Source organism: Planococcus rifietoensis (assembly GCF_001465795.2).
Taxonomy (GTDB): Bacteria; Bacillota; Bacilli; order Bacillales_A; family Planococcaceae; genus Planococcus; species Planococcus rifietoensis.
Genome location: NZ_CP013659.2, coordinates 298,719 through 312,721, shown reverse-complemented (window position 1 = coordinate 312,721; position 14,003 = coordinate 298,719). Strand labels below are relative to the sequence as shown.

Annotated in this window: 13 protein-coding genes; 5 read left to right on the top strand and 8 right to left on the bottom strand. The window is 50.3% G+C overall.

Annotated features, from left to right (window positions below; genetic code table 11):
* The first annotated feature begins 71 nt into the window (after nt 1–71).
* The 4 genes from AUC31_RS01575 (at nt 72) to AUC31_RS01560 (ending at nt 2,968) form a co-directional block, all read left to right on the top strand.
* Entirely contained in the window at nt 72–926 is an 855-nt protein-coding gene (locus AUC31_RS01575; RefSeq protein WP_058381700.1) for a CPBP family intramembrane glutamic endopeptidase, read from the top strand.
* A 165-nt stretch (nt 927–1,091) separates the two neighbouring features.
* Nucleotides 1,092–1,481: a hypothetical protein gene (locus tag AUC31_RS01570; protein WP_058383699.1), complete on the top strand. Its 390-nt coding sequence runs from the start codon at nt 1,092–1,094 to the stop codon at nt 1,479–1,481.
* 358 nt (nt 1,482–1,839) lie between these two features.
* On the top strand, nt 1,840–2,397 hold the full coding sequence (locus AUC31_RS01565; RefSeq protein WP_058381701.1) for a hypothetical protein: 558 nt from the start codon (nt 1,840–1,842) through the stop codon (nt 2,395–2,397).
* Between the two features lie 193 nt (nt 2,398–2,590).
* The gene (locus tag AUC31_RS01560; protein WP_058381702.1) at nt 2,591–2,968 is read left to right on the top strand and encodes a hypothetical protein; all 378 of its coding nucleotides are present in this window, start codon (nt 2,591–2,593) and stop codon (nt 2,966–2,968) included.
* A 422-nt stretch (nt 2,969–3,390) separates the two neighbouring features.
* Here AUC31_RS01560 and AUC31_RS01555 read toward each other — a convergent pair whose 3' ends face one another.
* The gene (locus AUC31_RS01555; RefSeq protein ID WP_058381703.1) at nt 3,391–4,131 is read right to left on the bottom strand and encodes a nucleotidyltransferase domain-containing protein; all 741 of its coding nucleotides are present in this window, start codon (nt 4,129–4,131) and stop codon (nt 3,391–3,393) included.
* A gap of 106 nt (nt 4,132–4,237) precedes the next feature.
* A complete protein-coding gene (locus tag AUC31_RS01550; protein ID WP_058381704.1) occupies nt 4,238–5,122 on the bottom strand; it encodes a TIGR01777 family oxidoreductase in 885 nt (294 codons plus the stop codon).
* A gap of 170 nt (nt 5,123–5,292) precedes the next feature.
* Here AUC31_RS01550 and AUC31_RS01545 point away from each other — a divergent pair, with 170 nt between their 5' ends.
* Nucleotides 5,293–6,561, top strand: a complete 1,269-nt coding sequence (locus AUC31_RS01545) for a dicarboxylate/amino acid:cation symporter (RefSeq protein WP_237150680.1) — start codon at nt 5,293–5,295, stop codon at nt 6,559–6,561.
* A gap of 980 nt (nt 6,562–7,541) precedes the next feature.
* Here AUC31_RS01545 and AUC31_RS01540 read toward each other — a convergent pair.
* The 6 genes from AUC31_RS01540 to AUC31_RS01515 all read right to left on the bottom strand — a co-directional run bounded on the left by AUC31_RS01540 (nt 7,542) and on the right by AUC31_RS01515 (nt 13,967).
* On the bottom strand, nt 7,542–8,306 hold the full coding sequence (locus tag AUC31_RS01540; RefSeq protein WP_058381705.1) for an SDR family NAD(P)-dependent oxidoreductase: 765 nt from the start codon (nt 8,304–8,306) through the stop codon (nt 7,542–7,544).
* Between the two features lies 1 nt (nt 8,307).
* Complete coding sequence (locus AUC31_RS01535; RefSeq protein ID WP_058381706.1) at nt 8,308–9,246, bottom strand: 3-hydroxyacyl-CoA dehydrogenase family protein; 939 nt, start codon at nt 9,244–9,246, stop codon at nt 8,308–8,310.
* Nucleotides 9,247–9,327: 81 nt separating this feature from the next.
* Entirely contained in the window at nt 9,328–10,644 is a 1,317-nt protein-coding gene (locus AUC31_RS01530) for a GntP family permease (protein WP_058381707.1), read from the bottom strand.
* Nucleotides 10,645–10,675: 31 nt separating this feature from the next.
* Nucleotides 10,676–11,956 (bottom strand): histidinol dehydrogenase, encoded by a 1,281-nt coding sequence (gene hisD / locus AUC31_RS01525; protein WP_058381708.1) that lies wholly within the window; start codon nt 11,954–11,956, stop codon nt 10,676–10,678.
* Between the two features lie 129 nt (nt 11,957–12,085).
* A complete protein-coding gene (locus tag AUC31_RS01520; protein WP_058381709.1) occupies nt 12,086–13,072 on the bottom strand; it encodes a LacI family DNA-binding transcriptional regulator in 987 nt (328 codons plus the stop codon).
* A 535-nt stretch (nt 13,073–13,607) separates the two neighbouring features.
* Nucleotides 13,608–13,967, bottom strand: a complete 360-nt coding sequence (locus AUC31_RS01515; RefSeq protein ID WP_058381710.1) for a hypothetical protein — start codon at nt 13,965–13,967, stop codon at nt 13,608–13,610.
* Nucleotides 13,968–14,003: the final 36 nt, after the last annotated feature.

The following is a 14,003-nucleotide window of genomic DNA, read 5'->3' as shown; positions in this document are numbered from 1 at the left end:
GAAGAATCTCATTCATTATGAAACAAACCGCCCCATCTTCCGTATAATTAAGGAAGAAAAGGAGGCCATTTATGTTCGCTGAAATGAAATCGCGTTATTTGATTCTCTTCACTATCCTCGGCGTCATCGCGACTTTGATCATCTTCATGCTGATCGGCGCGGATCCCGTTACGACTGAAATCGCGGTACAGATTGCCTTTTACATTGTAGTCCCGTACTTTTTCTTTCATTATTATTGGAGCAAAAACCCCGATTTTTCGCTTAGCGAAGTCTTAACGACCAAAGGCGTCAAGCCATGGCTTCCCGGCATTACGGGCATGGTGCTTGTATCGATCGCGTTCTCGCTGACGATGTTCTGGCTGCAGCTCGCGATACTTTATCCGGCGTTTCCGTGGCTTGCGGAATTTTTGCTGACGCCAGTCGAAACCCCGGGCGGTGTCGGGTATGAGTATTTCATGCTGCTGACGCTCGTGATCTTGGCGCCGATCGTGGAAGAATTCGTTTTCCGCGGCGTGTTCTTGACCCGGATTGCGGCGAAAACCTCGATGTGGGGCGGCATTTTGATTTCGAGTTTGATGTTCGGCGTGTTGCATCTCGATTTTGTCGGCTCATTTTTGTTCGGCATCATCGCATCTCTGTTGTATTTGCGCACCGGCAATTTATTGCTGCCGATTTTCTTCCACATGCTTAATAATGCACTCGCGGCTTTATCGATCTATGTGCCAATTCATGAGTTTTTCGCAATCGACTGGTTTATCGTCAACACAGCTGCGGATATTGAAGCGAAAGCGTTCGCCAATATCATCGTCTTGATCATCAGCACGCTGCTCACCGCTTGGATCATCTACCGCCTCACAAAAGGATTGAAGGATACGAAGCAGAAACACGAAATCGCTGAACCCTTGTCCCAAAGCGAAACGCCGTAAAGAAAATTGTCGATGATCTGTCACGCCCCGTTCATATAGCGTTTATATTCGTGCGGTATGATACAGTCATACGAACTCAGGGATGTTGCGGCCCATTTCGCCGCGGCGCCCTAAAGCTATAGGAGGATTTTCATGAACAACACAGCTACACCGCGCAACAATACTTTGGAGAAAAAATGGAGCTTGCGCTTGATCCAGTTTTCGGCCATCTTCGGATTTATCGGAACCTATCTTGGATCGCATATGGCGGGACAGATGGATTATGCGCTGCGCCCAATCCACGCCCACATCCTGCTCGTCGGCTGGCTCTCGGTTTTTGCCTGGGGCGTCTTCTACCGCTTATATACGGTCAAGTACAAAAAGCTCGTCACCATTCACGGCTTTCTCGCGATGATCGGCGCAATCGGCTTGACCGCCGGCATGTGGTTCTATAATTTGAATCCGTTCAATATGAATGAAACCTTCATCTTGATTTTCTTCATCGCAGGCGGCACAATTTTGCTGCTCGCGTTCTTATTGTTTGCGGTTATTACGTTCTTGACCGAAAAAGACTGACGAAAAACGCCCGGGCGCATCCGGGCGTTTTTTATGCAATCGATAAACCTGGTTTTCCGAAGCTTACCGCTCGCTTTCCGTGGGCTCGCGCCCAAGCCTCCTCAGTCGCTTTGCGCCTTGCGGGATCTCAGTCGTCTCGCTGATCCACTGGAGTCGAGCGGACGCTTCTACAAACCACTGCATCCGCCTACTCAGTTTTTATGTAAAACGGTGCCACCATTGATTATTCATAATGAGCCAGCTGGTTTTTCACCGTTCCAGAAAACGTTTGAAACGTTTTGTGTTATTTTTTCATTTCACCCTATCCGGCGAAATACCGTATAATGGAAGCATCGTGAAACGGAAGGGGAAATGGTGAATGACCCTGAATAATTTGATTCAAAAACGCATGCTCGTGCTGCTCGGCCTCGTGCTCGCCGCAGCGTTGATCATCGCGCTCGTGTGGAGTTCGGATACAGTCGATACAGCGGAACAGGCAGTGCGCGATGGTGATGATGACCTTGTATTGACGCCGATCTACGAATTGAACGGCCGCGCATTATTTTTCTTCATCCGCGGCGACGATAATTTCGGGGCGGCGACTGCAACCGAATCGTGGTTTGGCTGGCGACTCGAGACGCGAAGCGAAGCTACCATCCCCTCACTCGACGACCCGGATCGCATCGACAGCTATATGAGCAGCGACGGCTTGGTCTACGGACTGTTTGACCCGGCTGACGGGCGCCACGTGCAGATCGGCGAGGTTCCAGCTGATCAACTATTGCTTGGCGAGCGCTTCCCGGGCGAATTAATGGAAGAAACTGGACTCGCCGGAAAAGCGGTCTGGTTCATCGAAAACGCACCAGAAGAACGCCCGATCCCGCTCCAATTGCTCGATGCAGACGGACAGGAATTGCAGCGTTTGGAAATGTATTAAAACAACCGCCCAGATCCGTCTGGGCGGTTTTGTTGATAGACTTTATACTAAAATTCCTTATAAAATCCCCTCACCTAGAGCTTGTTATTGTTTAAATAATAGTAAATGTTTTCTGAATTTTAAGGTATAATAATGAAGAAGAGGAAATTGATGCCATTAAACAAACATCAAATACTAAATAGGGGGAATATTTGTGAAAAAAATAAGCGGGCTGTTGGTGCTTCTATTCATTTTAAGTGGATGTGTAGATGGCGATAGATACAACTTCTCGGGCAGCAGTGAAAACTGGGATGTGTTTTATGTTGTGGACGTTTCTGATGGGACAAATCAAGTAGAAGACGGCACAGTTAAATTTACCGGCGATGGTCAAGCCCCTGAAACAATAGAGTACAAACTCGAAGCTAATTCAGGAGGTTCAGAAGGTACTGGAATAACTTTATCCGATAACGTTGCTAGCATTGCCAATGGTTCTTGTGGAGGATGTGCGGTTATTCAAGAGGACGAGGAAATTGAAGTAGAAATTACATGGAATGGCCAAACTGAAAATTTACTATTAACGACTGACAACTGACATCGCTTTTAGCGGTGTTTTTTTATGAAAGCTCTCGATTAATATAGAAAGGTTTTATTTATTTTACATTAAAATTCGCCGCCCTGATGATCAGTGGACGGCGAATTTCATTTCATTATAGACGTACTTGATTGAATAACTGTAAGCCCTGTGATTAGGGCAACTTGAGCTGCAAAGCATGATGCTCTTCTACATCTCATATTGAGTATGCTGAAGCAGAGGTCCTATACTCTAAAACTAGAGACGAAGTGGAGGGGGCCGACTCCGGGAGGACCAGCGAGACAATTGAGACCCTGCAGGAGCGCAGCGACGAAGCGGCTCAATGCGAGCCCTCCGGAAAGCGTGCCCCTGGAACGCAGTCGAAAAGCGAAAGCTTTTCCTATCACTTCTTACATGATTCATCTACTTTCAAAATCACAACTTCAAAGCTTTTCCGTCTTCCTCTCAGCTTCCGCTTTCCCGATCGAAAACCCGTCAAATAAGCGGCCACCGTAAGGCTCCAGCACGCTTTCGACGAACTCGATAATATGCGCCGTTTCATCAGTCCGGTAAAAATGCTCGAATGCTTCAACAAACCGGACAGCCAGTTCGTGATCATGCGCTTCAAGTGAACGGATGACCCATTTGGATGAGCCGATCCATTTTTGTTCTGTGCGCAAAATGAATTCACTCACCAAATCTGAAAGCGTATTGACGCAAAACAGCCGTTCTTTCCGGTCGTCACTGCCCCGCAGGTCGTCCAGCACATCGGTGATGAAATAGCGTTTCGTGCGGATTGTATCCGAGCTCCACGCTTCCGGCCCTGCTTCGAGCAATGCTTTCGCTTCTTGCTGGATGCTTTCCATAATGCCGGAATCTTTCAAGACAATGCCTTCGCTGACCATGCGCGGCATGCTCGGTTTCGCGGCTTTTCGGTCTTTTTCAAAAAATTCCTTGTACGAACTTAAATTATAGACAAATACTTCAATCGGCCAGCCATAAAAAATCATCGATTCACGATACGAACTCATCAAAGTTTCATCGAATACGACGATGTCCAGATCCGACGTCGCCGTCTCCTGTCCGCGCACCACACTCCCTGCCAGTAGCGCACCGCGGCAATGGCGGAAATTCGTTTCGACAAATACTTTAGCTGTGTGCATCGGTTCCCAACGTTGTCTCATTACTTTCCCCCACATTCTCTTTCTATCAATCTTTTCCTAGCATACCCTACCTGGTGCACCAGTGCGCATAAAAATACAGACATTCTCTTGAATGTCTGCAAGTCTGTTAATTATTCAAATCAGCCAATGCACTTCCGACACTCGGATAGCGGAATCGGAAGCCTTCCCGCACGAGCCGTTCCGGCACGACCCAGCGGCTTTTCAAAATCAATTCCGTCTCGGTCCGAAGCGCAGCCGCCCCTGTTTCAAGCATCCATTTCGATGCCGGGAGACCGGTCCGGCGGTTCATCGATTGTCTCATCGCCTTCATCCATTCTTTATTCGCCACAGGATTCGGAGCGGAAGCGTTGAAGACGCCCGAGAGTTCATCGCGGTGCTGCATGAAACGCACGGTCCGGTACAGATCTTCAATGTGGATCCAGCTGAACATCTGGCGGCCGCTGCCTTGCTTGCCGCCGAGCCCATATTTCACGAGCTTGCGATACGGCTCCATGACGCCGCCGTCTCCCAGGACAATCGCGATGCGCAAGGCGACTTGGCGCGTATCGGGCAGTTGGAATGAAAAGAAGCTATCTTCCCAAGCTTTTGCGACCTCTACGGAAAATCCGCGCCCGATCTCACCGCCGTCCTCAGTCATCGGGCGGTCTTCTGCATGGCGGTAAATCGTTGCGGTGCTGGCGTTGACCCACAATTCAGGGGCGATGCCGCACGCTTCGATCGCCCGTCCAAGCGATTCGGTCGTCTCGGTGCGTGAATTAAAAATCTCGCGTTTATTCGTTTCCGTGTAACGGCAATTGACTGATTTCCCCGCAAGGTTGATCACCAACTTCGCCCCGTCAAGCGCATCTCTCATGCTGTCTGTGTCGTCCCATTGAATATGCTCCGAGTGCCGTGAAATGATGTAAACGAGATAGCCGAGCCGCTCGTATTTTTCTTTCAAATACGTTCCGATAAACCCTGTACCGCCTGCGATGACTGCTTTCTTGACCATATTTTTACCTCTTTTCGCCGTAATTCTATCATTTTTGACGACAGAGCTATGGTAATAGTTGCAGTTTTTTAGGAAATCGCTTCCCAAGCTATAAGGTCTGTTGAAACTGTTGATTTTGTTCCGCTTCGGTTACACTTGTTTTTATGCGTTTCCTTAAATGAAGAAAGTTGGTGGATGAATTGAAGAAAAAGAGAGGCTTAACATTTAAAGTCATCAGTGCTTTGATCTTAGGTGCGATCACAGGACTGCTTTTAAATCTTTTTGCACCGGAAGTTTTCGCAATACTCAATCCTTACGTCTTCGTGCCGGTCGGGCAGATTTTCCTTGCCCTCATCAGCATGCTCGTCGTACCGCTTGTGTTCTTGTCAATCGTCCTCGGTACCGCTGGGCTTGGCGATCCGTCGAAGCTTGGACGCATCGGCATCAAAACGATCTCGTATTTCCTGGTGACGACCACCATCGCGATTGTCATCGGCCTCGGGCTTGCAACGATCGTCCAGCCAGGCGCAGCAGGTGATTTCGATATCGACGCGGCAACCTACAGCCCGGAAGATGCGCCGTCCATCGCTGACACGCTGCTCAATATCATTCCGAAAAACCCGCTTGAAGCCATGACCGAAGGCAATATGCTTCAGATTATCGTCTTCGCGGTCTTCGTCGGGCTTGCCCTTACAGCGCTTGGCGACAAGACAAAAGGCATTTTGAGCCTCGTCGAACAAGGCAATGATGTGATGATGTATCTCGTCGGAATCGTCATGCGTTTTGCCCCGTACGGTACCTTCGGCTTGATTGCCACAGCGATCGGTTCGCAAGGCCTCGCCGCTATTCAAGCGATGGGTTCGTATATGCTCGTCGTTATCGGTGCTTTGTTAATTCACGCAGCCTTTACATACGGCGGCACTGTCTATTTCCTGGCAAAGAAAAGCCCAATCTGGTTTTTCAAAACCTTTATGCCAGCCATGACGGTCGCCTTCAGTACATCAAGCAGCACGGGCACGCTTCCGGTTTCGATGGAAGTGGCGCAGCGTGACTTGAAAGTTCCGAAGTCGATCAGTTCATTTGTCCAGCCGCTCGGCGCGACAATCAACATGGACGGTACGGCGATCATGCAAGGTGCCGCGACGATGTTCATCGCGCAAGCCTTCATGGTCGACTTGACGCTCGGCCAATTATTAACGGTCGTCTTGACGGCAGTACTTGCCAGTATCGGGACTGCCGGAGTTCCAGGCGTCGGCTTGATCATGCTCGCGATGGTCTTATCGAGTGTCGGGCTTCCAGTCGAAGGCATCGGCCTTGTACTCGGAATCGACCGCTTGCTTGATATGTCCCGCACAGCAATCAACATCTCCGGTGACGCGGCTTGCGCATTAATGGTCGCAGAATCCGAGAAAAAGCATGGCTTGGAAACAGAAGAAGCCTTGAACCCACAAGAAGCATAATTAACAAAAGCCTCCCGGCGATGTCGGGAGGCTTTTTCTGTGGAGATATGATAGATCATCAGACTCTGCAACACTATGCAGGCATGTGAAATGAAGTGATAGGAAAAGCTTCCGCTTTTCGACTGCGTTACAGGGGGCTGCTTGGGGCTCGCAGGATGCGAGTCATGCAGCTGATGCGACAGGACGTCGCGCTTTCAGCTGCCCGGGGGCGGGTGTTGAGCCAACGTGCCGCGAAGAGCGCGCCACGTTTGTCTCGCCAGCCCGCGCGGTCCCACAGGCGTCAGCCCCCTTCCACTCCGTCTCTAGCTTTAGAGATGAAGAAAATTTCTTCTGTCCACTCGATAGAAAGTGTGAAATCGCCTTACATTCTATAGTTCAAGTCATCTTTGGTATATAGAGGATACTTAGTTATGATCCATCACCAAAATTCTCAACTCAAGCATCAACGTGCCGGTCGCTACATCCCAGGAAGCGATTTCCCCGCTAGCCGGCAACTGACTACAGAAGCAGAATAATTTAAACAGCCTCATGCAATGAAATGTCTCAGCTGCCGAGCGTCAAGGGTGAAGCGAAGCCGTAAGACAAGTGTTCTTCTTGGCTTACGGCGGGAGCTCAACCCAAAGCAAGGCAGCGACAACCCACATGACACCCAAATCGAATGCCAAAGCAGTTTGACATGCAAACTCTCACTATCTACTTCAAGCCTGTCCCGGGAAGCGATTCCCCCGCTAGCCGGCAACTGATTAGAGAAGCACAACAATCTAAACAGCCTGCCTGCAATGAAATCTCTCAGCTACCGAGCGTCAAGGGTGAAGCGAAGCAGTAAGACAAGTGTCCTTCTTGGCTTACTGCGGGAGCTCAACCCAAAGCAAGGCAGCGACTACCAATAGCATGCACAATTAGCACATCGTAATTTCTTCACACCCAAACCCTAGCTACCTTCATCTACATGCCACCCAAGAAGTATAAAACCACTCTTCTTAAATCGCTGTCCAGCCACCGTCGACTTTGATCGTCTCGCCAGTTACGAAGTTCGATAGATTAGACGCCAAATACAACACCGCGCCGGATGTATCTTTCGGCTGCGACAGGCCGTCGAACAGGATGCGGCGGTTGACGTCTTCTTTGAATGCGGCGTCCTCGAATTGCTTCTCCGTAAACTCCGTCTCAACAAATGTCGGTGCAACGGCGTTGACGCGGATGCCGTGCTTAGCCCATTCGACCGCAAGCGCTTTGGTCATCTGCACCATGCCGCCCTTGCTCGAGCAATAAGCGGCGCGCTTGATGTAGCCGACAAACGCCATTTGCGACGCGATGTTGATGATGCGGCCGCTGTTTTGTGCAAGCATGTATTTCGCTGCCGCCTGGCTCGCAAAAAAGGCGGATTTCAAGTTCAAGTCGAGCACCGTATCCCAATCTTCTTCCGTTACTTCCATCGCAGGCTTCGCAATATTGACACCGGCGTTATTGACGAGCACATCGATTGTGCCGAACTCAGTTGCAGCGGTGTCGATCAATTTTCTCACTTCACTAATATCGCTCAAATCCCCTGCGACCGCGAGGCAGTTTGGGTTATGGGCGCGCAGTTCTTCGAGCGTGGCATCGAGCGCTTCTTGGTTTCTTCCGGAAATCGCGACGTTTGCGCCGAGTTCAACGAACGTCAGCGCAATGTCTTTTCCGAGGCCTTTGCTGCCGCCGGTGACGACGACCGTCTGCCCTTTCAGTTCCGAGAAATAGCTATTCATCTTAGCCCTCCTGTTCCAAATCGTTTTTCAAAAACTGGATTAAGGTTTGTTCGCGTTTGCGGTTGATTTCTTCGGACACTTCTGGCTCCCAGTTGTAGAAGCCTTCGCCGGTTTTATCGCCGAGCTTTCGCTGTTCGACTAACTGCGACAAGATTTCCCCAGAGCGCTGATCGTCCGATAACTCTTCGAATAAATAATTCGAGATGGCCGAGAACACGTCGAGTCCTCCCATGTCTGCTGTCATTAAAGGCCCTGTCACCGGAAGCCGCCGCCCAATGCTGTATGTTACCGCGGCATCGATGTCTTCCTTGCTCGCAGCGCCCGCGTCCAACAGCGCCTGTGCTTCACGAAACAGTGCGTATTGCAGGCGGTTGCCGATGAATCCCGGCAGTTCTTTGTTCAACAAAATCGGCTTTTTATTCATCAACTTTAATAAAGCCATCGTGCGCTTGGTCGTCTCCACTTCGGTCTGTTCGCCATTAACAACTTCGACAAGCGGAATCAAATGTCCTGGATTCCAGAAATGGGCGACGATGAAGCGCCCTGGATGTGCCATCTCCTCAGCGAGCAGCGAAGGCTTAAAGCCGGACGTATTGCTCGCGATAATGGCCGACGGATCGACCAAACCTTCCAGTTGCTTGTACAACTCGCGTTTCAATTGCAGTTTTTCAGGGACGACTTCCAGAATGAATGTTGCATGCTGTATCGCTTCTTCGAGAGATGTCGTAAAGCGGATTCGGCTGCGGATTTCCTGTGCTTCATTTTTATCAAATAACCCATTGTCGGCCATGACGGCAAGTTTCTGCGCCAAGCCTTTGTCCGCGTTCGCCACGTCTTGTTCGTTTATGCCGTAAACGGTCGGCGTCTGGCCGGACCAAGCGGCGGACAGGGCAATCGAATGCCCCATCGTCCCCGCTCCGAGTATTGTCAATTTCTCCATATGAGTTCACCTCTTGTTAGAATGAATGATATAAGGAAACCCAACAACTTCCGGTTGGGACAGCTGTTGGGCATATAAATCTTATAGACCGATTGAGAACAAAATCACAGCAAGTACAGCCCCGAGCAGCGGCACGACGACAGACAATGCGCCGAATGCCGGATAAGCGTCGCGGTGGGTTTCCCCTGCGATCGAGCGGATCGTCGTGACGACATAGCCGCCCTGAGGCAAGGAATCAAGCGAGCCGGATGAAATCGACACGGTCCGGTGCAAAGCTTCCGGATCGACGCCCATATCAAGGTAATGAGGCGCGAGCAAAGGAAGCGCAATCGCCTGCCCGCCGGAAGACGATCCGGTGAGTCCGGCGATAACTGCGACGGCCAGTGCCCCACCGATCAATGGGCTGCCTGGGATGCCGGTCATGACATCGACGGCTGCTTCAAAAGATGGCGTCGCTTTGACAACTCCGCCGAAACCGACCACCGCAGCGGTGTTGGCGATCGCAATGACCGCCCCCATCGCGCCGTCGCCGAGTGCTTTACTCAAATTGCGGATGAATTTGATGTTGATCAAGCACGTCGAAATGATTCCGCCGGTCAAGGCGATGATCAACGCAGAAGTGCCGAGCGAATCATGGAAAATATACGAGAAGCCAAGGACGATCAGGAGTGGAAGCATGCTAAGGAGCGGGTTTGGCAACTCCTTACGTGATTCGTTGTTCGGGTCGGTCGAGCGCGACTCGAACTCTTCACCTTTTGATTTCGCTTTATTGATCATTTTCGTCAGCCACCAATAACCGAAGACCATCATGAAGACCGCGACGATCGCACTGACTTCCCAGCCGGCATATGGCGAAGTGCCAAGAAATTCAATTGGGATCCAGTTTTGGATTTCCGGAGATCCGGCAGACGTCATAGTGAATGTCGTCGAGCCAAAAGCGAGTGCCGCTGGAATAAAGCGGCGCGGCAAATTCGCTTGCTTAAAGAGGCTGAGTGCCATCGGATATACCGAGAAGGCAACGACGAACAAGCTGACGCCGCCATATGTAAGGACGGCACAGGCGAGAACGACCGCAAGCGCTGCGCGTTTCATGCCCATTTTGCCGACGATCCAACGCGATACGCTGTCGGCAGCGCCCGTGTCTTCCATCACTTTCCCGAAAATTGCCCCGGTCAGGAACATCAAATACCAAGACGCGATAAAGCCGGTGAAGCCATCCATGTAATTCGTCAAATAATTGGCCGCCCCTTCTCCCGCCAGCTGCGGGAATAAAGGCAAACCGTTCAATACTGCCACAAACAATGCCGTGAGCGGCGCTGCAATCAGCAAGTTCATACCGCGCATCGTCAGGACAATGAGTAAAATCAATCCACCAAACATGCCGATTAAACCGAGCATCTATTATTCCTCCCATACCACCTAAATAGAATTAGTTCTTGCCGTATCTTCTGACGCGGAGGAGTGCCTGCTCGGCATGCCCTGCGAAATTCTCCAATTGGCACAAGCGCGCGGCATATTCCCCGATATAGGCGCTCGCTTCCGGTGTCGTTACTTTCTGGTATGTGACGGTCTTGATGAACTTCCCGACCCATAGCCCGCCGGTGTAGCGTGCTGCGCCTTTTGTCGGCAAGGTATGGTTCGTGCCGATGACTTTGTCGCCATATGCCACATTCGTTTCCGGCCCGAGGAACAAGCAGCCGTAATTGGTCATATGCTCTAGGAAATAATCCGGGTCTTCCGTCAGGATCTCAACGTGCTCAAACGCCAAACGGTCCGCTTCGATGCGTGCTTCTTCGATGGAATCGACAAGCAGGATCTGGCCGTAATCGTCCCATGACACGCGCGCGACGTCTGCTGTCGGCAAAGTCTCTAATTGGCGTTCAATTTCTTTGACGGTTTCATTTGCGAGTTGTTCTGAAGTCGTGATTAATGCGCCTGGTGAAGTCGGCCCATGTTCGCCTTGTCCGAGAATGTCCGTTGCGACCATTTCCGCATCCGCCGTATGATCGGCAACGACCAAAGTTTCGGTCGGCCCTGCGAACAAGTCGATGCCAACGCGGCCGTAAAGCTGGCGCTTCGCTTCCGCAACAAACGCGTTGCCTGGCCCGACGATCATATCGACCGCTTCGATCGTTTCCGTGCCGATCGCCATCGCGCCCATTGCCTGAATGCCGCCAAGTAGGTAAATTTCATCCGCTCCGGCAAGGGACATAGCTGCGATAGTCGCATGTGGAATCTCGCCGTTAATAGGCGGTGTGCACGCGATGACGCGTTTGACGCCTGCCACTTTAGCCGTCAAAACGCTCATATGAGCGGAAGCGACCATTGGATAGCGCCCTCCTGGAATGTAGCAGCCGACGCTGTTGACCGGAATGTTTTTATGTCCCAAAATGACGCCTGGAATTTGTTCCACTTCCACATCATTCAAGGAATCGAGCTGCGCTTCGGCGAACGCTTTGATGTTCTTTTGTGCGAACTTGATGTCTTCGATGACGCTCTCTGGAACTTTGGAAACGATTTCATTTATTTCCGCATCCGACAAGCGGAATGATTCAGGTGCCCATTTATCGAATTTCTCGGACAGTTCACGAACCGCCGCATCGCCGCGCGTTTCCACATCTTTTAACGCCTCTGAAACGATCTGCGAAACTTTTGAATCGTTTGCACTCACTTCTTCTGCTGATTTGCCTGCTTTCAATACTTTGACCATTATGAAAACCTCCATCTTCATTTTCTTGCATACGTATTCAAAATAGAATAAAGCGCTTACTTGAATACGTATGCAAATATGTTATTAAGAACAAGAATATTTTAATTATTTCAGAAAGTCAACCACTGTTTACGTAGTTTTCCTTTCCACAAAGCTTCCTTCGACCTCGACAGACTGCGCCTGGCCTGTATATTCACTGATTTCCCCTAACAAATAATTTACCGTTTCATCGACCATCTTTTCGATCGGCTGCTCCCACGTCGTCAGTTCATACGCTGGCCAAGAAGCCATTTCGATATTGTCGAACCCGATCACTTTTGCCTGTTCCGGAATCTTGACTCCCTGCTTGCGGAAAGCATCCATGACGCCGAGTGCCATGATATCGTTCGCCGCAAAAACAGCAGTCGGAACCATCCCTTCCGACAGGATGTTCTGAGCGGTTTCGTAGCCTCCGTTATAGCTGAAATCCGAGCTGTACTTTTTGTAGGCGATGCCTCGTTGCGCCAACACTTCCGCAAAGCCTTGTTCACGTTCTCGGCTTGTCGAAGTGTCTTCATTTCCGGAAATATACACCATCGGCCCCGTTCCACTTTCCACCAGGTACTCTGCGATTTTCCGGCTGGCGTTCAAGTTATTGCAGCACACCGAGTGGAATTGGCTGCTCGTCAGTTTACGATTGAAAAAGACCAGCGGGATATGGTTCGCCTGGAATGCTTCTGCGACGTTCATCGACATCGACGCATCAGTGATGATGACTCCTGCCACGTTGTAATTAAGCAAGGTCTCGATGTCTTCGCTTTGGATTTCGTCATTATTGGTATGGACAAACAACACGCTATAGCCGTGTTGTTTGAATGAAGTAGTGAATTGCTTGAGGACTTGTGGATAGAAAGGATTCTGAACGCCTTTCATGACCAGCCCAATGATTTTTGAACTGTTGGTGATCAGGCTTCTAGCGTATTCATTCGGCCGGTAGCCAAGCTCTTCGGCTGCAGCCAGCACTTTTTGGCGCGTTTTTTCTGTAACTTTCGCTCCGTCGAAAAACACTCTGGACACAGAAGACTGCGAGACCCCTGCGAGCTTTGCGACATCCTTGGCATTGACAGTCGATTTCATATACGTTCATCCTTTTCCGTTGATCTGCTTGGCTTTCAGATTACACCATCCCTAGCGATTTTGCATCTGTTTGCTGGGAAATGAATATGTGGAGATGCTTCCTGTTCTGTAACTCATATCATTTAGATCCAAGAGAATGCGATTCTGAATGTTAATTTCTCCACTAGCTTTTCGACTTAAACGCTGTAGGATCAGGTGCTCTGCCTTAGGAAGCGATTCCCCCACTAGCCGGCAACCGATTAAAGAAGCAGATCTACCTAAACAGTCAGCATGCAATGAAATGTCTCAGCCGCCCAGCGCCAAGGGTGAGCCGATACAGTGAGACAAGTGTACTTCTTGGCTCACTGCAAGAGGCCAACCCAAAGCCGGGCGGCGACTACTATCATGAAGCCTGAATCGAAAGCCAAAACGATTTAACATTTAAAATCTCAGCTGCATAGCTCAACCCAAAGCAAGGCAGCGACGTCCAAATTGACGAAGCATCCAATCATCTTAATTCCACAAAAAAAACCGCACCCAACTGGATGCAGTTTCACTATTCTTGCTCAACACTTTTTCTGAACACATCCCAGCTGCCATCTTGCCGTTTCGCGAGAAGCACGTCGGGATCTTCATTGCTTGTATAAACTTCCGCGCCTTCAGCTAGGAAGTTGGAAGAAAAATCTGCGATCGGCATGACTTCCGGTGCCGTCGACTGAGTGATGGCACCGATCCTTGCCGACTCGCTGTATTCGCTGCCTTCCAGTTCGCCTTCCCACACATATTCTTCACCTTCAACGATTAAAATGCCGGCATAGGAGCCGGGCTCTTCGCCATTACTGAAAGTCTGCTCGCTACATGCCCCGAGCAGCAGTATCGCGGCAATCAAGACAATCGTTTTCCACAACCGATTCATTCGCACGCTCCCCCTTTCGTCTCGTTTATTCGACGT